Origin of the sequence: Pseudoalteromonas sp. 68 DY56-GL68, assembly GCF_041414825.1 — a bacterium.
Classification (GTDB): domain Bacteria; phylum Pseudomonadota; class Gammaproteobacteria; order Enterobacterales; family Alteromonadaceae; genus Pseudoalteromonas.
This window is the reverse complement of the sequence record NZ_JAOCZL010000011.1, coordinates 111,416-132,589: the sequence shown is the minus strand read 5'-3', so window position 1 is coordinate 132,589 and position 21,174 is coordinate 111,416. Positions and strand designations below refer to the sequence as shown.

The following is a 21,174-nucleotide window of genomic DNA, read 5'->3' as shown; positions in this document are numbered from 1 at the left end:
TAAGCATGCTTTTACTATTAAATGAAAAGTCTTCACTGTAGGTTACATCTAAGGGGTGACTTCTGTATGATGCACGACCCTGTTGTTTTTGCACCCTGTGTACTAAAATCAAACAACCTAATTTGGTCAAAACTGGAGTATCGATTAAGCATGAAGAAACTGCTTATTTCACCGTCAAAAATGGCGCTTGGCGAGCAAGAAAGTCAAATTTATCAAAACATCCTCAAGCAAGCCTCTGATATCAGCTTAAATCTAATGGCAGTTAAAGTAGAAAACCACCCTGAAGACTTTTTAGGTTGGTGCTATGAGCTATTGAGTGCAAGCCGTGATCGCATTAATTACGATCTATTAGAAGATAAGCAATTACCGACACTTAAAAAACTTCATGACTTATTAATTTCTGCAATCAGCTTTTTGCAGTTAAAAACGTTAAGAGTTGCGCCATGGCCAGTTATCGCAAGTTTCATCGATCAGCATAAAGAGCTTGTAGCGCTTGATGAGCAACTACGCTTAGCTAATTACATTGCTGCAATTAAATCGCAATCACTCAAAGAGATGATCCCAGAAGACCGTTTAGCGTTTTCAGGTAAACACAGTGCCTCGCTCGATCCAAGCAGCTATAACTTTGACGTTGAATGGTTTGCTTCAACTAAAAACGCCAAAGGTTTCCATCAAATGTTGAGTGATTTACCTGGTGCGTTCGATGAGGCTCTTGCACACATTCCACTTGAGGGTGAAGTAACTCAAGAACATTATCAGCATTTTATGGTTGCTTACTTCATGGCATTTAATGGCAGCGATGAAAAGCCAACGCTTGCTCCTGCTACTCGCTTGCTTGCGATGCGCCGACCTGACGTGTTTACACCAATCGTAAATAGTAAACTTGATGCCCTTTGTGCAGCCCTTGGCATTACGAAGCTAAATAACCGCGATTTCGAGCGCTACTGGCAAGATGTTGTCGAAGCCATTCATAGTATGCCTTGGTTCAAAATGGCTAGTGCGGCAAATGAGCTTGAGCAATCTCTAGTTGAAATCAAAGCCCTATTGCCTAGCTTCTTTTATTATGCAGATAAAAGTACCGCTGATAGCTCTAACTATATTAAGTTACTAAACAAGCCTAAAAGCAGCACAAGCTCTGCGGGTAAAAAGACTGTACGCCGTGGTAAAGAATCGGCTGAAATACTGGTAGACCGAGCATTAGCAAGTGATGATATCCCTGAACATATCAAAGCTAAGCGCGATTCAATCATCAGTGAAGTTGAAAAAGGCCGTAGCGTTGAAGAAACCATTAGTTTAATGCGTGCCATTTTCGGCTAAGTCTCTATCAAGTAAGAAAAACCTGGTTGCGTCTTCATTGTGCAACCAGGAAATTTATTGCACCATGCAAGTGCGCATGAATAATTCAAATACAAGTAAACTTTAACCAAAAGAATACTTACAAGACTGTTTTAAAAGAAATAAAGCATAAAAATTCCCACCGTAAATTAACTTGGCACAACCAGTGCTATATCGTATCCAGACAACACATAAAAATAATGCCCCGATAAATAACCAGACTGCAATCTGAAATGGGCAAAATCAACATAACAACAGGATACAAAACATGCTAAAACTAAAAAAAGTGGTCGCGGCCAGCGCCCTCACGCTACTTACTTTAAGCTCGACGTATAGCTTTGCAGAAGTAACAGCTAACGCGGCAGCAACCTCAAACTACTTATGGCGTGGTCAAGAGCAAGGCGGCGGAGATGCCGCAATTCAAGGTGGTATTGATTACGCAAGTGAATCTGGCTTTTATGCGGGTACTTGGATATCAAATGCTAGCTGGGCAGAAGATATGACCTACGAGCTGGATCTCTACGCTGGTTTTGGCGGCGATATCAATGAAACCTTTAGCTACAATGTAGGCTACATCTATTATGCATACCCAGATGCGGCCTCGTTTACCGATGCAGACTTTTCAGAGATCTACGGTAGCATTAGTATGGGTAGCTTCACGTTTGGCGCAGCCGTATTAGCTTCATCAGCAGCAAGCGGCGATGGCACCGACTTTGGAGATTCACTGTATTTAAATGCCGATTATAGCTTTCCAATCGGAAGTAATGGCACAGAGCTGGCGCTGCATGTCGGCCATTACTCAGGTGATTTCATTGGTGATGACAATATCATCGACTACGGTGTTTCGGTATCTAAAGACGGCTTTACATTAGGCGTTTCAGATACTGACATTGATGGAACAGATGTGAAAGTGTATGTCGCTTACGCGGTAGATTTTACACTTTAAAAAAGAATGTGTTACTTGCTGCAACACGAAGGGCCGCAAGGCCCTTTTCTAATTTAGAAGCTTAAGGAACACTGTGGCCTGTTGAGCCCTGCCAAATACGATACCACTGCTCACGGCTTATCTTAAGAGCCTTAGCAGCAACAGCTGATTTAACGCGTTCAATATTACCCGTACCTAGCACTACAGATGGCGCACTTGGATGCATCAATAACCAGGCATACACCACTTGATCAAGAGAACTTGCACCAACTTCAGTGCCGACCTGCTCTAACACTGCGCGTAAACGTATCGCTTTTTCATCATCACTTGAGAACAGACGTCCACCTGCTAATGGTGACCAAAGCATTGGTTTGATATCGAGCAATTGACATTGGTCTAAAGTTCCATCATCAAGGGCTTTCATTTCGTAAGGCGAAAACTCAATCTGATTGGTAACCAATTCAAAATCTAAACGCGACTGCAACAAGCTAAGTTGCGATGGGGTAAAATTAGATACACCAAAATCAATCACATCACCATTTGCTTTTAGGGTATTAAATGCTTGTGCCATTTCATCGGCGTTCATTAAGTAATCAGGGCGATGGATAAGTAATACATCTAAACGATCAGTGTTAAAGTTTTTAAGTGACTGCTGTGCTGAGGCAATTATATGCGCGGCACTTGAATCATAATGATTTGCTTTGCCTTGTAATCCTAGGCTTGCAAACGCAGGCTTAATACCACACTTGGTAATTATTTTAATTTCATCACGAATACTTGGTTTCAACTTGAGCGCTTTACCAAATTCGGCTTCGCAGCCATATTCACCATAGATGTCAGCGTGGTCGGTATGAGTAACACCGGCCTCTATCGCTTGCTCTAAAAAGCCTAAACATTGCTCTGGGCTCAATTGCCAATCTAGTAATCGCCAAAAGCCTAATACTAATTCACCAATACTACGTGTGCTTCCCGTTACCATAAACTAACTCATACCCTCCTGTTTTACTTAAGTCCTGCAAAAGAATCATTGCCAACCCACTTTTATGCCTAGCTTTTTCACTTTGAAATAAATAAGCACAGCAATCAAGTCTATCATAATGTGGAGTACACCTGCAGAGCCTTGTGTGGTTAATTTAAAAGCTGATCGTCAACGGTTTCGATGGTGATACATTTCGAAAGCATAGCCCTATTTCAAACTGTAATTAGTTGCTGTTTGATATTTACTACGTAGCTGTTAATAATAGTCGATATCTTGTTCAGCCAGTTATACTATTCCGCATAAAGAATAAGTCAATTTTATCCATTTCCGATTGCACATTTTCTTTACTCGCTCTGGCACTGAAATAAAGTGATTCCATGCCTTTGAAACTTCATTAACAATTTCTTCATAGCCTGAAAGTACTTGATCGGATAAACAGTGTTGTCGTACCCAGCTCCAAACTTGTTCTATTGGGTTTAACTCTAGCGAATAAGGCAGGAGATTTATTAATGTGAGGTTTTTAAATTCTGCTGCAGTATCATATGTGTACCAACCAGCACCAACTATTATCACTACAGCGTGCCTTCCAACAGGTGTCGCGTGTGCTATCTGGCGCATGTGCTGCGTCATCGCTTCTTTATTTACGAATGGGCTAACTAACGCTTCTGTTTAGCCTGTAGCTGGACATACCGCGCCAAATAAGTATCCACAGTCAAATTGCTGTTGTTTTACTATCTGTGGCCGAGTGCCTGTTTCAGCCCAAATACGTGTAGTCGGATTTTGCTGGCCAAATCATACTTCATCCTGAAACCATACGTCGATACGATCAAGAGGAAGGTGTCCCGGTGTGTGAAGGATCGTTTCCAGTTGGAAATTTTTTAAAAACTTCTTGGTTCCCTTGTGACTGTTTTGGATGCTTTGAACGGCTAGTGAGCCAGCTAAAACCAAGTTGCTTTAATATTCTACAAACATGATTTAAGTGGTAATGAACTCCAAATTCAGTACTGATGTAATGCACAATGTCTTCAACTGTAAGGCGGCCACCTTGAAGTGATGTGCTCTTGCCATTTATAAATTCTGCGAGCGAGGCCAGTTGTGACTCTGTTAATTTAGATGCGCGCCCTTGAATTGGCTTATTATCTAAACCAAGCAGTCCACACTCTAAGTAGCTAGCGACCCACTTATTAACACTCCCTCGGGCTATGTTAAGGCGTTTAGCAATATTGGTTCTGCTATTACCCTCATAAAATAATGACACCGCAAGCAATCGCATACGTTTTCGAGCGTTTTGTTCTTTTCTTGAGAGTCTTAAAAGTTGCTGAGCTATGCCCGAATTCACGAGCAATAAATCCAGTTATTTTATATAGCATTCATTAGATCATACATTTAAGCGGAATTGTATTATCCCTTTAAATCCGCTGAAATGAAGTAGCATTTATCGGCATGCTATAGCTAAATAATTGACTATATCAGTACGACAACATTAGTAAATAGAAAACGGATTGGCTGGCGTTCAGATATTGGTTTCAGAGAAGATGGTTGCCGTATTAGGAGTAAGGGAGCAGCGTCAGTGTTCGCTGGACTTAGACATATCGCCTTCAATCACTTAAAAGCAGAGACAAGTATTAATAAAAGTATGCCTGCAAAGCAAAAGAAAGCGATGCGCAGTACAGCTTATCTCGAAAAGATATTGAATTTATAGTGTTTTCTCATGATTTTCCCCTAATTATCAATATAAGGTAAAACTAAAACATCGCAGTTAAATAACAAACAAAATACCTACTTAAAAATATAAAATGAAACATTATTATTAAAAGTTAGGGTTATAAATATAACAAACAAAAATAAAAATAAAAAAACATTGACAAAAAAACAATCAGCGCTAGATTTTAATTACATGAACAAGTAACTGCACTATTGAAATTGTAATAATTTTATATAAAAGAGTTAAGCATTAATATTCATGTTAAAGGAGTAACTAGCAGGGTTTTGATCTACAAAAAATAATAGGAATAAAATATGATAAATTCATCTTTAATTTTACAAAATGAAGCAACTTTTTCATCTGCTCATGATAGTGTCTTAGATCCTATCACTATTGGCGTTGCAATCGTTGTTGCTATTGCTTACTAAATTAAAATAAGGACTTAATTATGAATACAACAAGTTTATATTTAGAAAAAGAAATGATGTTCCCAACAGCGTCTGCTGCGATAGAAGTCGGTGGCAGCTTCTGCTTAGGGGTTGCAATAGGTACATTCATTGGTGTTATTGCACATGAATAAAAATTAAAAAGCCAAATTTACTCTGCTAGTTACTAATTTATATATGAATTTAAAATGTTAAGGAAAAACGATGATTAATTTTTCTAGGATAAATAAGCTGCTCTTAAATGAAAAAAGCAGAATAGAGCTAGTAAATATTTTCAAACGAAAAACCTCTCCAGAAAATATGATTTTACAAGGGAAACTTTGGTCTTGGATCAAGGAGATAGAGACATTAATAGAAAATAATAAGTCAGTTAAATTAGAAGAAATAGAATACATTGTGAAAGATAATGCTCCCTCTAGTCTTGATGAACTTAAAGAGTTATTAAATTCTGAGCTACAAGGTTACAGTAAACACGAATTATACCAGTCTAGAATAACACCAAATATTAATGAATTTTCAATAGGTTCCACATTTTATCAAGGGACACACGTTCAGATTGGTATTTCGTTTATTGATGAAGAGCAGGTAAAAGCTAGAAAAAACAAAAATAAAAGTTTAACCACAGGTTTTTACATTGATCATGCAACATCTATTTTAATGTGTGTAGAAGGTTCAGCAAAAATCGGCTGTTGGAGTTTAAATGAAAAATTGGATGTAAACCGAGTTCCTAATAAATTTATTGGTAAATATAATGAAGAAGATATCCAAAAAGGTGGATTATTTACAGTTAAGGGTGGTAAGCAAGGTATTACATTTATCTCTGTAAATAAGTGTGCTGCCTTTTTTATTGTTCAAATTATGAAAGATAAAAGCCCTATCCGTTTGCAATTTGATTCTAAAAACCATGAGCTACTAGGAGTTATAGCATCAGATCAAGAAACCTCAAGATTTCAAGTCGCAACTGTAGCATTAAGAGCTCTTTCTAAAGATAAACATACCAAAATACTACTGCCTTATATAGAGCATCCTAACGCTTATATAAGATGGCATTGCGCTAGAGAGATTTATCTAAGAGATGAAAAGGAAGCTAAAGTAATATTTCAAAAGTTACAAACAGATGTTAGTCCTATGATTAGGTATTCTGCAAAAAATTGTTTACGTGACTTATACGGAGATTCAAAGTGCCAAAAATAATAGACTGTAATACGGAAGAAAAGTTAGAATTTTCAGAGTTTCTAGAAATTTTAAATGAATCTAAAATTAATACAGCATGTGAAGATGAAATGCTAGAATTTGCACCATATCTAAAAATGCTGAATAATAACAAGCAGTTTTTATCCAACATTATAATAAATGAATTAAAAGATTATGAGAATTTTCAAAATAATAACTCTTACACTTCTCAAGTTATAATGCTGGCGCCCCCTAAAAAAGGAAGTTCATTCTTTGTCAGGGCAAATATTTGGCCTGCTAAAGATGACTATTTAACTCAAATTAATGGTGAAGATACATTTTTCTACCATAAACCACATGATCATAACTTTAATTTCTTAACATCAGGCTATCACGGTTCTGGGTATTGGAGTGACTATTATGAATATGATTATGAAAAAGTTATTGGTTATCCTGGTGAGGAAGTTGATCTAAAGTTTATTGAACGTTCAAAGTTAAGTATTGGCAAATTAATGCTTTATCGCGCTCATATTGATGTACACGATCAACTTCCGGCAGATGAATTTTCTATCTCCATTAACGTAATGGAAAATACACTTAGACCTTTAGTAACAGATCAATATGCATTTGATACAGAAAGAAAGAAAATAAAAAAGCTTTTAAATCGTCATAATGCTTTATTTGTAATGAGAGCTTCACTTGTACTGAATGATCAAAATAGTCTAGATATCATTGATCACATATCAAAAAAACATAGTATGGATGCTGTTAGAATGGCAGCCATAGATGCTATAGCATTATCAAATACATGTTTGAGAAGCAGAGCTGAGGTGTATCAAAATTCATTAAAAGCCAATTCAAGCTTTATTTCTAAAAACAGCTATGTGAGATTAAGAAATATAGAAGAAGGGCTCTAATAATGATAAATCTTCGACTAGATAATTTAAAAAAAAGTTTTCATTCACAAGAAGTTTTATCAGGAATTGATTTAAAAATGGAGTCAAGTGATGGGAGAATAATTGGTGTAATCGGAAAAAACGGGGCAGGAAAATCAACCTTATTCAAGATACTAAGTAATATTGATAAAGATTACACAGGCTCATTTATCTGTGAGATGAATACAGCTATTAAGTTAGGGTTTCTACCAGAAGAACGTAGTTTGCCTAAATTTGGCAGTATTTCAGACATTCTCCTTTTATGGGCTCGCATTCAAGGAGTTGAGAAAGCGGACCTAAATAACAAAATGGAATATTGGTTTAAACGAGTTCAATTATGGGAATTGAGAGGAGAAAAGATAACTTCTCTATCCAAAGGAAATCAACAAAAACTGCAATTAGCTTGTGCGCTAATTCATGAACCAAATTTGATAATATTTGATGAACCATTTTCAGGCCTAGACCCAAATAACCAAGAACTTGTCATTGATATTCTAAATCAATTTAAAAATCAAGGTGCACTGATATTATTAAGTGCTCACCAATTAGAATTGGTAGAAAGAATATCAGATATATGTTATTTACTAACCAATGGAATACTAGATACCATTGAGCCTATACGCCATAATAAAAACAAGAATTTATTGGTAGAGTGCTATGATCCTACTTCGCTGGATGGGACATCAGCAACTTTAGTAAAAGAACACACTTACCTTATAGAACTTGAAAACTTAGGTTCAAATGAAAAATTGATATTATTTGAACTCATTAGTAAAGATACCATTTCCATCATTAAAAATAACAATCTAAGAAATGTTTTCCTTGAAAAGTTACAACAAGGTGAAAGTAATGAATAAAACAATTGCACTTGCTTTATATGAATATAAAGGAAAAGTTAATGTCAAAGCTGATTTAGTTAGTTTACTTCTTGTCTCTATATTAATATTTTCAAGGTTATTTGCAGGTCAAGTCGCTGAAGATACACCACCTACAAAGCTCGTCATTTTATTTGAAAATCCAAACGGAGAGTTGTATTCACAGTTGGCTACTGAAATGAAAAAACTAAACATTCCCGTTTACCAGGATTCAAACACCGTTTTAGAAATGCTTGAAATTGACAATATAGATGCTTATATTGACATTTGCAACTCATGCAAAAAGCCTACATTGAAAGTTTTTTCGAAAAAGGAGTTTACCGCACTTAATTATATTAATTTAATAAAATCCAAAATCGAACCTATATTAATACCAAGTATATTTAGAATTAACGATAAACTCTATTTTGATATTATGGACGGTTATTCTATTGAGCTAGTTAATTCAAATAAAGACATTTATAAACAATTCATTACCATAAATACATTATTTATGGTACTAACGATTATAGGGGTCTTATCTGCGTTTGCATACTTATTACAAGGTATAACTGACGAAAAAGATACCAAAGTTACTCTAATGTACATGTCTTGCATGAAAGTAAAGGAATGGATTGACTCAAAAGTGCTTGCTTCTACCTGCTTATCATTAAAAAACTTTCTAATGTACATAGTGCTTGGCGGAGTTGGACTGACATATTTTGGTATAATAGAATTAAGTATAAATGAATGGATAGAATTTATTAAAACTAAGCTTCTATATTTAACAATTACATTTGCAATTGGTTATATGTTTTGGTGTTATCTTTTTTCATTGATCAGCGTATTAATTAACAATAGTAACTCACCAATAAAAAACGCAGCTGTTTTATTACCTATGACAGCCTTTGGTATTGTTTTGTCAATGCTTGACTTTGCATCTTCTGAACTTTTTGAATTACTAAACTTCTTGCCTTTTACTTATCTATTCACTATGTCAGCAGGTATCGTGCTTACTAACTTTGATTACGTTATATTTTCTTACTCTTCGTTATTAACAATTTTTTTAACTATCTTATTACGACATTTAGCCATTAAGTATGTTAAATTTGATGGTTAAATTATACAAAGAACAAGTTACATTTAGCATTAAAAACTTAAAAATACATGACTTTATCTAAGTAACACCATTTGAATCATACCTAATAAATTAACAAGGTTAAATATGAAATCATTAAATGTAATAACAGCCCTGATGAATATTTTTATTAGTCCTAGCAAGGTCTTTAATGGACTTAAAGAAACCAAAGGCTGGTCTTGGTTGGCGTTTTTGTTAATGGTCATTCTTATTAGTGCATGTACTTTTACTTATTACAATACTGTCGATAAGCAATTCTTAATTGATGAGCAAGTCGCGATTGCAAGCATTGACGCCACCATTGGCGAACAAAAAATGATCCGCCAATACGTAGAGCAAAATATCGATAACCAAGTCTGGCTCACATTAATCAGTGGTTTGATTGCTATTGCTATTTTGAATGCAGTAATCGCACTTTATTACCTATTCATTTCTAAACAAGATCCTGACGCTAATTATAGCTACGGAGCTTGGTATGGGTTTGGTATCTGGTGCATGATGCCAGTAGTCATATCAAATATAGGAACACTTGCACTTATTTTAACGGCTAGTAGCCCTGAAATTTCACAAACGGCCGTATTTAGCTATGCCTCAATCAATCAATTGCTACTGGGCTTAGAGCTTGGCCAGCCATTTTATACCATGATGGAAAACATTAATATTTTCACTTTCTGGGGCATTGCGTTAGCTACAATTGGCTTAACCTGTTGGACTAACTTCAGCTTCAACAAAGCGTTGATATTTGCCGCACTACCATCACTTGTAATTTATGGTATTTGGACTGTAGTAGTACTGATTTAATTCGATCCGAGCGGTCAAACTTAGGCCGCTCAAGTTACAAGGTTAAATTATGAAAAAAGCGATAATTATCGTTCTCGCCATCGCAGCCTTTGTTGCACTTATTGTCTCAAAACAAGTCACCGGCGATAAAAACGCGCCAGAAATGCATATTGCAGAAGTTGAACAGGGCGATATTGCCGATTCAATTTTAGCCTCTGGTAACTTGGTATTTAACACTCAGGTACAACTTCGTTCTGAAGTGACAGGCCGAGTTGCTAAAGTATTTGTTGAAGAAGGTGAAAGCGTCACTGAGGGCGATATCCTTATGCGCCTTGACACTACAGCATTTGAGTCAGAGGTTGCACGTAACAAAGCAGTGCTTAGAGCAACAGAAATCGATATTAAGCACAGCGAAACCCGCCTGAAAAACATTGAGCGCCAACTCAGTCGCCAAAAAGAACTCTTTGAAGTTGGCCTTGCAGGCCAAGAAGTGTATGAAAACCTACAAAATTCCCGCGATTTAGCGAAAATAGATATTGAAGCAAAACGTGAAGCTTACAACCAAGCACAAGCGTCGTTACTGATTGCTGAAGATCGTTTGAATAAAAGCGTGTTTCGCGCTCCAATGAGTGGCCTACTTGCTTCGGTAAATATTAAAGAAGGTGAAACCGTTATTGCAGGGACGACCAACATTATTGGCTCAGACTTGATGCTAGTAGCTGATCCAAGCGCAATATTAGCCGAACTTCGAGTGGATGAAACCGATATTGCCGGTATCAAATTAGACCAACATGCAGATATCTATGCCGCCGCTTACCCAAACCAACCTTTTACTGGCAAAGTGATAAACATTGGCACATCAGCAAAAAACCAAGCGGGTTCGCAAGGGCTATCGTTTAAAGTAAAAGTACTGCTTGATGCCACCGACCGCCAGCTCTACGCCGGTATGAGTTGCCGCGCTGAAATAGCTACAAGTATTGCCGAGAATGGCTTAAAACTGCCTATTGAAGCAATTCAAAAAGAAGGTGAACGCTATTTTGTCTGGAAGCTTAATGCTGATAACACAGTAACTAAAACAGCGGTAACGGTAGGTATTTCTTCAGATATCGAACAAGCCCTTACCAGCGGTGTTTCACAGGGTGATCGTATCGTTATCGGCCCTGCAAGACCGCTTAGCTCACTAAAAGAAGGTGACACCGTAGCAATTAAAGACAGTCCTGAAAAAGGTGCTAGCTAATGTCTGCGGTGATAAAACTCAGTAATATCAATAAGCAATATAAAATGGGCGAACAAGTTTTCAAAGCCCTTGATGATATCAATATTGAAATTGATCAAAATGATTATGTTGCCATTATTGGCCCGTCTGGTTCAGGTAAATCAACATTGATGAATTTGCTTGGCTGTTTAGATACGCCGACCAGTGGTGATTACTATTTAAAAGATAAGTTAGTAAAGCGCATGACCGAAACGGAGCTTGCTCATCAGCGTAATGAAAGTGTTGGCTTTATTTTTCAAAGCTTCAATTTATTACCACGAGCATCCGCTCTTGAAAATGTTATGCAGCCTTTGGTGTATCGATTTATTTCTGCCAAAGAGCGAAAGCAACAAGCGCTCGAATCATTACAACGGGTAGGCCTTGGCGACAAGGTAAATCACCTTTCAAGCCAACTCTCTGGTGGACAGCGTCAACGTGTTGCCATTGCTCGCGCATTAGTTACTAAACCACACATTCTACTTGGTGATGAGCCTACCGGTAACTTAGACAGTAAAACCACCACCGAGATCATGGCGTTGTTTGATGAACTTCATAACGAAGGACATACCATTATTTTGGTTACTCACGAACAAGATATTGCTGATCATTGCCAACGTGTTATTCGTTTGGTTGATGGCAAGGTAGTCAGTGATACTCGTAAAGGCGAAGGAGCAAAACAACATGTTTAAATCTGCTATCGCTGTTATGGAAGGCACAAAAGCCGCACTGATGGCAATTAAAGCCAACGCGATGCGCAGTGCCCTTACCTGCTTGGGCATTATTATTGGCGTTGCTGCGGTTGTGACCGTAGTGGCAGTAATGCAAGGTTTTACCAAGCAAATTAATGATCAGCTTGCTGATATGTCTCCTGATGTCACCAATATAAAACCTTACACTAGTATGGAAAAAGAAATGGTAGGTCAACAAGCAAAACTAACCTACGATGACTTCTTAACACTTAAAGCACGTATAAAAGAGGCCGAAACATTTACCGCATTGATGTTTACTTGGCGATTTTCAGGTGCAGCAGAGTATGGTAATAAAAGTCATGCATCCCGCGTGATGGGCACCGAGCAAGACTACCAAAAAGCTTACCGTACCTACCCAGAACTCGGGCGATTTATTCGCGCAGAAGATGATGAAAAACGCCGTCGAGTGGCGTTTATTGGTCCGTCAATTATCGAAAAGCTCAATTTGCCTGAAAACCCTGTAGGTGAATACATCAAACTAGGTGGCGAGTGGTTTCGCATTATTGGAGTGGCAGAAAAGCAAGGTAGCTTATTAGGTTTTGATCAAGACGACTACATTAATATTCCAATAAGCACTATGAGTGCATTAGAAGGCGGCAGTGTTGATACCAATGTACAAATGATGTTTCGTTTAAAAGACGATGCAAACGAGACACAAGTACTGGGTAAAATTCGCCGCATCTTACGTCAATTACATAAACTGAAAGACGGTGAAGATGACGACTTTGAATTTGAAACCGCCGAAAAAGCCCGTGCTAATATCGATAAATTTACCGGAAGTGCTACCGCAATTACCGCGGGGATAGTGGGTATCAGCCTGGTAGTTGGTGGTATTGGTGTGATGAATATCATGCTGGTTTCGGTAACAGAACGTACTCGTGTGATCGGCACCTTAAAAGCATTAGGGGCAACACCTGGCTTTATTATGCTGCAATTTTTAGTAGAAGCTGTGGTGTTATCACTGTTTGGCGGTTTAATTGGTTTAGCTATAGGGTATGGTGCTGCGGCACTGATTTCGTTATCAGTGCCGAGCATGCCAGATGCCTACATACCGGGTTGGGCGGTTATACTGTCATTTGGCTTTACTTCATTGATTGGTATTGTGTTTGGCTTAGCGCCCGCCATTAAAGCGGCACGCTTAAACCCAATTGATGCTTTGCGATACGAATAATTAATCGGCTTTATAGGGTACCTGAGCACAGCTCACTTCCACTGTTTTCGGGTACCAAATAGGCCCACCAATTTCATTAACCGCCTCGCCTGCTACAACATTAAGGAATGACTTGTAAGTATGTACACTTTGCCACTCGGAATTTGGGCAGTATGTTGATAAGTCCACTGGCTTGGAGCCTTCATATAACGCAGCAGCAAAATTATGATGCCAACGTTCTGTAACTGCTCCCTTATTTGCTGAGATAGGACTGCCATTATCAAAATAAATATGTGTACAACCACTTAAAGCAGCAAGAATTACAGTTAAGCATACATGTTTCATAATTGCTCCTGCCCATATTGTTCACACCATACTTTCACTGTGTGAGGCGCATAGATACCTAGTGTAACCAACCCCAGTGCACCATCTGTAAATGTTTGCAGGGATTGCATTTGCATTACTTTTTTATCTTGGCAGACCGCTTTAACATCAACACGCTGTTCACCAACTAACCCCCACAAGTAGAAGGGTCTACTGTCTTGATAGTCGGCATTTCGTGTTAATTTATCTGCCTTATTAGGCACTATAGTCACCGATGAACATGCTACTAACGATAATGTAAGTAACACGCACACTAACTGCTTCATGTGTTTTCCTTCAGATATTTTTTGAAGTTGAAGTGTACAACATAAAGTTTCTATAATAGGTAAAAAAATCAATAAAATTGTAAAAAAATGCAATAATCAACCGGCATGAATCTTGGCCATTTTAAAGCTAAAAGTGGTAAGAGTAACTCAGAACGATACTTTCTGAACCAGGGTTAGTTTTACCAAATCCTGCATTAGAAATATGCCCAAGCTCACCCCGTAGGCGATGAACTTCTGATATTTTATACTTTGCAAAAATGAAACTATAAAACTCTAGGTCGTATCCAAGGACATCAATATTTCGAGCATAGCCCATATGAGTAGCGATACCCCAATCCCAGTTTTTATTAATGGTATAAGTTTTAGCTGCACCAATACCAAAATATTGTTGATCTTGCTCAGCTAAAATTATAATCGCTCTAGGTTGTATACCCCATAGGCTCTCTATTGCTGCATACTCATAATCTAGATGTATTGCAAAATGATCAAAATTGTCAAATACAGCCCAACCTGTCACACCAACACTAAATGAGGAAGACTCTTCAGCTAGAATATGAGGAGAGAAAATGCTCGTAATAAAAGTAAAAGAATAAAATATTTTCTTCATTAGAAAATCTCACAAACTTATTTAAGAGGGCATGTTAAACATGCTTAAAGTATAACCATTAACCTCAAAAAATAACTAAATAGTTCTTTTGATTATAAAGGGTACCGTTTTCTAATTGAGTAACTCTGTGTATTTAAATTGTAAAAAAGCTACAGTTTCTTACAGGCTCAGTTTGAACTAAACTGGAAAGGATAAAGACTAATCAGGAAGGTCTGCAAGTAAAGGTAATTATGACGTCGTATCTACATTTATTATTCTTAAGTTTATTGTCTTGGCAAAGTCTTGCAAATACTCCAAACTCTGATGAGCAACAAGGCATTACCAAAACTGCAGCCAACCTAGCAAACTGCCAACAACAATTAGCACAAAGCCGTATGCAAACTTACGCTGAACATTATATTTTGCCCTATCAGTTCAAGTTATTGAGTTGGAATATCTACAAAGCACAAATAGATGGCTTACTCACAGATTTGCAAAAGCTAAATACCGATGCTGATATTGTGTTACTACAAGAAGCTATCGAAGAACCTTCGCTTACAAAGCTCAAACCCTATTGGCGCTTTGCAAAAGGGTATAAGAGTGGCGGCGTGCAATCTGGGGTTATGACACTCAGCCGCTGGCCCGCCGCGGTGCATTGTACACTCACCCATAAAGAGCCTTGGCTACGTAGCCCAAAAGCGACCAACATTGTTGAATATGCCCTGCCTAATCAACAGTTATTACTAAGTATTAATCTACATGGCATTAACTTCACAATAGGTGTGAATGACTTTAAACAACAGCTTGAAGATGCAGCGAGCATCATGCGTATGCATCAAGGACCGATCATATTTGCTGGTGATCTTAATACTTGGAGCGACCGAAGACAGTCTCTTTTAAAACAAACACTTAACAAGTTAGGGCTACATGAAGCTATTTATTTAGACGATAAACGTACAAAAGCATTTGGATTAGCACTTGACCAAGTATGGGTACGTGGTGTCAAAATAGAAACAACTGTTGTGCCAGAACTGGATAGTTCAGATCATAACCCAATAATTGCAACCCTAACCATAGAGCAAAAAGTACAGTGAAAATAACAATGAATGGATATTGGTTAATCGCATTAATGTTATTGAGCATTAGCCAGTTCAGTTATGCAGCCACCCCAGAGAAAGAGATAAATCACCTTATTGATTTTGTTGCTAAAAGCGATGCCGTATTTATTCGCAATGGCACAGAGCATTCAAGCCAAGATGCTGCTGAGCACCTTGCCATGAAATATCGAAAAGCGACCCGTTATGCGAAAACTGCCGAGAAATTTATAGAAAACCTAGCAAGTAAAAGCTCATGGAGCGGTAAACCTTATAAGGTAAGATTTAGCGACGGTACTTTAATTAATGCAAAAGACTGGTTAAGTAATGAGTTGGCAGACTATCGCCGTAACCAGCATAGACAACAATAACACTATTTTATCATCAACACATAAGAAGCGAAGAGCCATGCAAGAACACAAAAACAAGCCACTCAATGACTTTATTGAGTACCCTCATGACGAGATGCTTAAACGCGCCGAAGAGTTTTTAGCCGTGAGTCAGCGTCGCCATAGTATTCGCAGTTTTAGCGACCGCCCAGTGCCAAAAGAAATAATCGAAACCTGTATTAAAGCGGCTGGCACTGCACCGAGCGGTGCCAATCATCAACCTTGGCACTTTGTAGCAATACACAGCAGCGATGTGAAAAAACAAATTCGAGAAGCTGCTGAAAAACTAGAGCGCTCATTTTATGAAGGTCGCGCGGGTGAAGAATGGTTAGATGCCTTAAAACCACTTGGCACCGATGCCAGTAAGCCCTACCTTGAGCATGCACCTTGGCTCATTGCCGTGTTTAGTCAAAAGAAAGGCGGTATTTCTGCCGATGACAAAAATACCAATTACTATGTTCATGAATCTGTTGGCCTAGCAACCGGCTTTTTAATTCAAGCACTACACAGAGCTGGCCTTGCAACCCTTACGCATACACCAAAGCCAATGAGCTTTTTAACCGAAATTTGCGGCCGTGATAAAGATAATGAGCGCCCTTACATGCTGCTAATTGCAGGCTACCCAGGAACAGATGCAACCATCCCTGAGCATGCCTTAGTGAAAAAGTCGCTAGACGAAATAGCGACCTTTATTTAGTTTTAAAATCAACAGCCAGCACATCACCTGGGTTTAAACCTGAAACGATGTGCTGCTTGCCATCGAGCATTTCGCCAAGGCGCACATAGCGACGCACTATCTGATTATTTTCAAGTAAATAGACCATACTCAATTGGCCATATTGGTGCACCCAGCTTGACTCAATCAACACCCCTTTTTCAGTGGCGAGCGGTAATTGTAATTGCGCATAAAGCCCTGGCATTAAACCAGTTTGCGCATCTGTTTCTAAACGGATTTCCATACTACGCGCAGCACTATCAGCAACAGGCACAATTTCTGTCACTGTGGCAGGCATTGACGTAGATAAAGCAGGTAGTTTAACCGTTAGAGTTTGACCAACATTCAACTTAATTGCTTGTTGTTCTCTGACATTAAATGCTAATTGCAATTGTTGTGGGTTATACAGTGCGAGTAATGGCGTGCCAGGAGTTGCTGTATCGCCAGGCTCTGCAAAACGCTCAACCACAACACCTGAAATCGGCGCTTTAATTTGCGTAAAACTCAGTGCAACTTGCGCTTGTGTTTGCTGCTGCTTAGCAATCGCTAGGTTCGCTGTTAAGTTATCGAACCTTGCTTTTGCATCGTCGTATTCGCTAACAGATACCAAGCCTTGCTTGTATAAATCGTTAATACGCTTTAGTTGTTTCTCGGCTTGAGTCAGCGAGGCATTAATAGCATTTATTTGTGCTTCGCTTTGAGCAAGCCCAGCTTTAAAGTCATCTTGCTGCAAGATAATTAGCACGTCACCTTGTTTTACAGTATCGCCAGCACGTACATTTAAACGCTCAACTTGTGCCATAACCCGTGATGAAATTTGCGTATTTTGTTTTGCAATCACGGTGCCCGGTACAACTTCATCACGCGCAATATCAGCCAGTGTCACTGTCACTAACTGACCAGTGTAATCATTTGCTGATGGGTTTTTCATGCCTGCAGCTTGCTTATCAGAAAAACTGCCCGCCATGTAAAGTACCGCCACAATAATCACTGATAACGCGACAATTGAACCAATAAGTTTTGATTTACCCTGCATGAGCTTGTTCCTCTTTGGCTGCATCCTTTGCAAACACTAAATAATAAACCAGCGGCACAACAAATAATGAGAACAATGTTGATGCCACAATACCAAAAATAATTGCGATCGCTAGACCGCTAAATACCGGATCTAGGGTGATCACCAAGTTACCTAATAAGGTGGTTCCTGCTGTGAGTAACACAGGGCGCATACGCACCGTACCTGCGGCGATTAAAGCTTGCTTAATTGCCATACCTTGGCCACGAGCTTGATTAATAAACTCAACTAAAATAAGTGAGTTACGAACCACAATACCGGCAAGTGCAATCATGCCGATCATGGCTGTTGCGGTGAATAGCACCGGCTCTGGAGCACCAGCAATAGTGCGCTCTCCAAATTGATTTAATAGCCAAAAGCCCGGCATGATCCCTATTACGGTTAATGGAATAGCCGACATGATGATCAGTGACAAACTCGCAGAGTTTGTTTGAATGCGTAAGATGATGAAAATGGCAGTGAGCGCGAACGCAAAGGCAATACCCATATCTCTAAATACATCAATGGTAATTCGCCATTCACCTTCACCACTAAAGGTCACGTCAGTGCCAGCAGGTAATTGCCAAGCTTGGCTACCGCCATTATTGAAAAAGTGCCTACTTTGCCAATCAGTTTGGTTAAATTCGTCAGTGCTAATGCCTAAATCAGCATTAACGTCAGCAATAATTTCAGCGGGTGTACGGCCATTTAGCTCAGCCATTACATACACAACATTACGCTGATCTTTACGCATAATTGGCTTGGCAACATCTTGATGCTGAAATTCACCTAACTCAGATAGCGCTACCAGCGGACGCGGTGCACTTTGCAACCCAAATTCATCGCTGGTCTTTGCAAGCTCCCTATCACCACGAACTTGTAATGCCAGCAATTGAGCAAATTGGTTACGGTCTTGATAAGGCAGTTGCAGTTTAATATCGACAGGATCTGTTTCGCCGCTAACATATAACACCCCAACATTTTGCCCATGCGAGGCAATGGCTAAGGTCTGGGCAATATCTTGCGTAGAGACCGCCGACAATGACGCTTTACTTTTATCCGTAACAAAACGCTGTAAGGGCGCATTGGCAGCAATACTGGTATCAACTTCAACCACATGCGACTCTTGTTTTAACCTTGCAGCAACAGCAAGGGCTGCTTGATAGTGAGTGTCTGTATCAACAAATGGCTCACTGTAAACTTCAGCCACTAAGGTACTTAAAACCGGCGGACCCGGTGGCACTTCAACCACTTTAATTACAATGCCATCAGTTGCCAGTGGCGCTAATGCGGCACGCAAGCGCATGACCACGCCATGAGATTGATGATCACGCTCAGTTTTATCGAGCAGTAATACTCTGAGTTCAGCTAAATTAGCAGCTTCACGTCGATAATAACCACGCACCATACCATTAAAGTCCATGCTTGATGGCTGACCAACATAGGCTGCCGCCTCACTTACTTCATTTAATTGCCAAGTGATGGTTTGTACTTGTCTAGTGAAAGCGGCGGTTTGCTCAAGGCTTGTGCCTTCTGGCATATCGATTAAAACTTGCAACTCGTTTTTATTATCAAACGGTAATAGCTTTAAAGGCACTGCACGCATTACGGGTAACATGGCACTGGCGACAAACAAGGCTAATGTAGTCCATAAAACGAGTTTGGCGCGGCCTTTAGACTCAAGTAATGGTGATAATATGCGCTCATATAAACCATGCTGATTGGCATCGAGTTGTACGCTGTCATCGACTGGCGCTTTAAGTAGTTTCATTGCCAACCAAGGCGTAACAAAAAATGCCACTATGGTCGAAACCATTACACTAATTGGCACATTAAATGCCATTGGTGCCATGTACGGCCCCATCATGCCAGTGATAAACGCAAGTGGGATGAACGCCACCATAATGGTCAATGTAGACATAAACAGCGCCACACGAATTTCGCTCATGGCATCAACTATGCGTTGTTTTTTATCGCCTTTGTGGGTTAAAAAACGACTTATGTTGTCTATCCCAGTAATTGGATCATCAACTAATAACCCCAAAGAAAGTATTAGTGCAAACAGTGTGACTCGGTTAATTGTATAGCCAAAGGCAAAATCAAGTGTCAGGGTGATGCCGTAGCAAATAGGCACCGCTAAACCAACCACAATCGCTGGTCGCCAACCTAAAAATACGCCAACAAAAATAACCACGGTAAATACCGCAAACACTAAGCTTGAGGTAAGGTTATTTACTTTTTCGTTCGCGGTTTGGCCATAGTCACGCAGTACAGTGTAGCCCACTTCATCTGGCAATAGATTAGCCGATAAAGTGTCCATCATGCTGTGCACTTCGTTGGCCACAGCGACCGCATTGGTGCCAGCTTGTTTAGCAACACTTATGGTGACTAAAGGAAGTTGTTGCTGGTTATCTGAATGAGCCAGCCATTGATAGCTTTGCGCTTCTCTTGGACCATCACTCACCTCGGCGACATCACTTAGGTAAACACTCTTACCGTTTACCACATTGACAACGAGCCGTTCAATCGCAGATTGAGAGCGTAAAACATCACCCACTTGTAAGGCAATTTGCTGCTTACCTTCAACAACACTGCCCACGTTCACCAATTGATTAGATACGCTAAGCGCATAGTACACATCGGTTAGGGTTGTTTGGTGTGCAGCAAGGGCGCTTGCATCAAGGTTAATCGTTAATTGACGTGTTCGACCAGCAATCACTTTCACTTCGCTGGTATTTTCGATGCGCTGTAAACTGTTAGCGATTTCGTTAGCAAAACGAGTTAGTTGATAGTCATCGTAAAGTTTTGGATCTTTACTAAATAAGCCCAGCATCACAATGGGTACATCGTTCACTTCAACCGGACGTATTTGCCATGAGCTGATCACTGACGCCATCGTGTGTTGATAGCTATAGAGTTTAGCGTAAGTGTCGAGGATGGCTTGCTCACGATCATGACCGACTTCGAAGCGAAGAGTAACAACAGCAGCATTACTTTGTGTGGTCGAGTAAATATGCTCAACGCCCGTTAACTGCGCCAATAACTTCTCCAATGGTTCAGTTACCAGCCTAGCTACTTCTGGCGCTTCAACGTTTGGTGCTGCCACATATATATCAAGCATCGGAACCACAATTTGTGGTTCCTCTTCACGCGGGGTTTGCTTTAATGCCATTAAGCCAAGCAGCACCGACATAATAAAAATAATGACAGGGAGGCGACCGCTCAAGCTGTTTTTTACTGCATTATCGATAGCATTCATTAC

Annotated in this window: 20 protein-coding genes and 1 pseudogene; 14 read left to right on the top strand and 7 right to left on the bottom strand. The window is 39.4% G+C overall.

Annotated features, from left to right (window positions below; all coding sequences use genetic code 11):
* Window positions 1–150 precede the first annotated feature (150 nt).
* Complete coding sequence (locus tag NYF15_RS07770; protein WP_371353262.1) at window positions 151–1,317, top strand: hypothetical protein; 1,167 nt, start codon at window positions 151–153, stop codon at window positions 1,315–1,317.
* 286 nt (window positions 1,318–1,603) lie between these two features.
* Window positions 1,604–2,281, top strand: a complete 678-nt coding sequence (locus NYF15_RS07765) for a TorF family putative porin (RefSeq protein ID WP_371353255.1) — start codon at window positions 1,604–1,606, stop codon at window positions 2,279–2,281.
* A gap of 61 nt (window positions 2,282–2,342) precedes the next feature.
* On the opposite strand, the gene NYF15_RS07760 is transcribed toward NYF15_RS07765, so the two are convergent.
* Both NYF15_RS07760 and NYF15_RS07755 read right to left on the bottom strand, forming a co-directional pair.
* Window positions 2,343–3,239, bottom strand: coding sequence for an aldo/keto reductase family oxidoreductase (locus tag NYF15_RS07760; protein ID WP_371353254.1), 897 nt, complete (start codon window positions 3,237–3,239; stop codon window positions 2,343–2,345).
* 285 nt (window positions 3,240–3,524) lie between these two features.
* Window positions 3,525–4,512: pseudogene (locus NYF15_RS07755) on the bottom strand (IS630 family transposase).
* Between the two features lie 880 nt (window positions 4,513–5,392).
* Here NYF15_RS07755 and NYF15_RS07750 point away from each other — a divergent pair.
* From NYF15_RS07750 to NYF15_RS07710, 9 genes are all read left to right on the top strand, one after another.
* Window positions 5,393–5,524 carry a hypothetical protein gene (locus tag NYF15_RS07750; protein ID WP_371353253.1) on the top strand — a complete coding sequence of 44 codons (132 nt, stop codon included), beginning with the start codon at window positions 5,393–5,395 and terminating at the stop codon, window positions 5,522–5,524.
* Window positions 5,525–5,594: 70 nt separating this feature from the next.
* A complete protein-coding gene (locus tag NYF15_RS07745; protein WP_371353252.1) occupies window positions 5,595–6,584 on the top strand; it encodes a hypothetical protein in 990 nt (329 codons plus the stop codon).
* Complete coding sequence (locus tag NYF15_RS07740; RefSeq protein WP_371353251.1) at window positions 6,572–7,480, top strand: hypothetical protein; 909 nt, start codon at window positions 6,572–6,574, stop codon at window positions 7,478–7,480. Before NYF15_RS07745 ends, NYF15_RS07740 begins: the two co-directional genes overlap by 13 nt.
* A 2-nt stretch (window positions 7,481–7,482) precedes the next feature.
* Window positions 7,483–8,355: an ABC transporter ATP-binding protein gene (locus NYF15_RS07735; RefSeq protein WP_371353250.1), complete on the top strand. Its 873-nt coding sequence runs from the start codon at window positions 7,483–7,485 to the stop codon at window positions 8,353–8,355.
* On the top strand, window positions 8,348–9,472 hold the full coding sequence (locus NYF15_RS07730) for a hypothetical protein (RefSeq protein WP_371353249.1): 1,125 nt from the start codon (window positions 8,348–8,350) through the stop codon (window positions 9,470–9,472). The genes NYF15_RS07735 and NYF15_RS07730 overlap by 8 nt, the downstream gene beginning before the upstream one ends.
* A 105-nt stretch (window positions 9,473–9,577) precedes the next feature.
* Window positions 9,578–10,291, top strand: a complete 714-nt coding sequence (locus tag NYF15_RS07725) for a YIP1 family protein (protein WP_371353248.1) — start codon at window positions 9,578–9,580, stop codon at window positions 10,289–10,291.
* Between the two features lie 49 nt (window positions 10,292–10,340).
* On the top strand, window positions 10,341–11,507 hold the full coding sequence (locus NYF15_RS07720) for an efflux RND transporter periplasmic adaptor subunit (protein ID WP_371353247.1): 1,167 nt from the start codon (window positions 10,341–10,343) through the stop codon (window positions 11,505–11,507).
* Window positions 11,507–12,214, top strand: coding sequence for an ABC transporter ATP-binding protein (locus NYF15_RS07715; RefSeq protein WP_371353246.1), 708 nt, complete (start codon window positions 11,507–11,509; stop codon window positions 12,212–12,214). The genes NYF15_RS07720 and NYF15_RS07715 overlap by 1 nt, the downstream gene beginning before the upstream one ends.
* On the top strand, window positions 12,207–13,445 hold the full coding sequence (locus NYF15_RS07710) for an ABC transporter permease (protein ID WP_371353245.1): 1,239 nt from the start codon (window positions 12,207–12,209) through the stop codon (window positions 13,443–13,445). The genes NYF15_RS07715 and NYF15_RS07710 overlap by 8 nt, the downstream gene beginning before the upstream one ends.
* Here the strand turns inward: NYF15_RS07710 and NYF15_RS07705 are convergent, their stop codons facing one another.
* From NYF15_RS07705 to NYF15_RS07695, 3 genes are all read right to left on the bottom strand, one after another.
* Window positions 13,446–13,769, bottom strand: coding sequence for a Bor family protein (locus NYF15_RS07705; protein WP_237120295.1), 324 nt, complete (start codon window positions 13,767–13,769; stop codon window positions 13,446–13,448).
* Window positions 13,766–14,074, bottom strand: a complete 309-nt coding sequence (locus NYF15_RS07700; RefSeq protein ID WP_062568289.1) for a Bor family protein — start codon at window positions 14,072–14,074, stop codon at window positions 13,766–13,768. Before NYF15_RS07700 ends, NYF15_RS07705 begins: the two co-directional genes overlap by 4 nt.
* Window positions 14,075–14,201: 127 nt before the next feature.
* The gene (locus NYF15_RS07695) at window positions 14,202–14,681 is read right to left on the bottom strand and encodes an acyloxyacyl hydrolase (RefSeq protein ID WP_371353244.1); all 480 of its coding nucleotides are present in this window, start codon (window positions 14,679–14,681) and stop codon (window positions 14,202–14,204) included.
* A gap of 230 nt (window positions 14,682–14,911) precedes the next feature.
* Between NYF15_RS07695 and NYF15_RS07690 the strand changes: the two genes are divergently transcribed.
* Genes NYF15_RS07690 through NYF15_RS07680 form a run of 3 tightly spaced genes read left to right on the top strand, consistent with a single transcriptional unit; the run spans window position 14,912 to window position 16,840 of the window.
* On the top strand, window positions 14,912–15,754 hold the full coding sequence (locus NYF15_RS07690; RefSeq protein WP_371353243.1) for an endonuclease/exonuclease/phosphatase family protein: 843 nt from the start codon (window positions 14,912–14,914) through the stop codon (window positions 15,752–15,754).
* An 8-nt stretch (window positions 15,755–15,762) separates the two neighbouring features.
* Window positions 15,763–16,125: a DUF5329 domain-containing protein gene (locus NYF15_RS07685; protein WP_371353242.1), complete on the top strand. Its 363-nt coding sequence runs from the start codon at window positions 15,763–15,765 to the stop codon at window positions 16,123–16,125.
* A gap of 37 nt (window positions 16,126–16,162) precedes the next feature.
* Entirely contained in the window at window positions 16,163–16,840 is a 678-nt protein-coding gene (locus NYF15_RS07680) for a nitroreductase family protein (RefSeq protein ID WP_371353261.1), read from the top strand.
* Here NYF15_RS07680 and NYF15_RS07675 read toward each other — a convergent pair.
* Together NYF15_RS07675 and NYF15_RS07670 are read right to left on the bottom strand one after the other, a co-directional pair.
* Window positions 16,833–17,894 carry an efflux RND transporter periplasmic adaptor subunit gene (locus tag NYF15_RS07675; RefSeq protein ID WP_371353241.1) on the bottom strand — a complete coding sequence of 354 codons (1,062 nt, stop codon included), beginning with the start codon at window positions 17,892–17,894 and terminating at the stop codon, window positions 16,833–16,835. The genes NYF15_RS07680 and NYF15_RS07675 overlap by 8 nt on opposite strands.
* Window positions 17,884–21,171: an efflux RND transporter permease subunit gene (locus NYF15_RS07670; protein WP_371353240.1), complete on the bottom strand. Its 3,288-nt coding sequence runs from the start codon at window positions 21,169–21,171 to the stop codon at window positions 17,884–17,886. Before NYF15_RS07670 ends, NYF15_RS07675 begins: the two co-directional genes overlap by 11 nt.
* Window positions 21,172–21,174 lie beyond the last annotated feature (3 nt).

Excerpts from the sequence above, each read along its gene's own strand:
- NYF15_RS07770 (WP_371353262.1), top strand. The coding sequence starts at position 151 with ATGAAGAAACTGCTTATTTCACCGTCAAAAATGGCGCTTGGCGAGCAA.
- NYF15_RS07765 (WP_371353255.1), top strand. The coding sequence starts at position 1,604 with ATGCTAAAACTAAAAAAAGTGGTCGCGGCCAGCGCCCTCACGCTACTT.
- NYF15_RS07760 (WP_371353254.1), bottom strand. The coding sequence starts at position 3,239 with ATGGTAACGGGAAGCACACGTAGTATTGGTGAATTAGTATTAGGCTTT.
- NYF15_RS07750 (WP_371353253.1), top strand. The coding sequence starts at position 5,393 with ATGAATACAACAAGTTTATATTTAGAAAAAGAAATGATGTTCCCAACA.
- NYF15_RS07745 (WP_371353252.1), top strand. The coding sequence starts at position 5,595 with ATGATTAATTTTTCTAGGATAAATAAGCTGCTCTTAAATGAAAAAAGC.
- NYF15_RS07735 (WP_371353250.1), top strand. The coding sequence starts at position 7,483 with ATGATAAATCTTCGACTAGATAATTTAAAAAAAAGTTTTCATTCACAA.
- NYF15_RS07730 (WP_371353249.1), top strand. The coding sequence starts at position 8,348 with ATGAATAAAACAATTGCACTTGCTTTATATGAATATAAAGGAAAAGTT.
- NYF15_RS07725 (WP_371353248.1), top strand. The coding sequence starts at position 9,578 with ATGAAATCATTAAATGTAATAACAGCCCTGATGAATATTTTTATTAGT.
- NYF15_RS07720 (WP_371353247.1), top strand. The coding sequence starts at position 10,341 with ATGAAAAAAGCGATAATTATCGTTCTCGCCATCGCAGCCTTTGTTGCA.
- NYF15_RS07715 (WP_371353246.1), top strand. The coding sequence starts at position 11,507 with ATGTCTGCGGTGATAAAACTCAGTAATATCAATAAGCAATATAAAATG.
- NYF15_RS07710 (WP_371353245.1), top strand. The coding sequence starts at position 12,207 with ATGTTTAAATCTGCTATCGCTGTTATGGAAGGCACAAAAGCCGCACTG.
- NYF15_RS07705 (WP_237120295.1), bottom strand. The coding sequence starts at position 13,769 with ATGAAACATGTATGCTTAACTGTAATTCTTGCTGCTTTAAGTGGTTGT.
- NYF15_RS07700 (WP_062568289.1), bottom strand. The coding sequence starts at position 14,074 with ATGAAGCAGTTAGTGTGCGTGTTACTTACATTATCGTTAGTAGCATGT.
- NYF15_RS07695 (WP_371353244.1), bottom strand. The coding sequence starts at position 14,681 with ATGAAGAAAATATTTTATTCTTTTACTTTTATTACGAGCATTTTCTCT.
- NYF15_RS07690 (WP_371353243.1), top strand. The coding sequence starts at position 14,912 with ATGACGTCGTATCTACATTTATTATTCTTAAGTTTATTGTCTTGGCAA.
- NYF15_RS07685 (WP_371353242.1), top strand. The coding sequence starts at position 15,763 with ATGAATGGATATTGGTTAATCGCATTAATGTTATTGAGCATTAGCCAG.
- NYF15_RS07680 (WP_371353261.1), top strand. The coding sequence starts at position 16,163 with ATGCAAGAACACAAAAACAAGCCACTCAATGACTTTATTGAGTACCCT.
- NYF15_RS07675 (WP_371353241.1), bottom strand. The coding sequence starts at position 17,894 with ATGCAGGGTAAATCAAAACTTATTGGTTCAATTGTCGCGTTATCAGTG.
- NYF15_RS07670 (WP_371353240.1), bottom strand. The coding sequence starts at position 21,171 with ATGAATGCTATCGATAATGCAGTAAAAAACAGCTTGAGCGGTCGCCTC.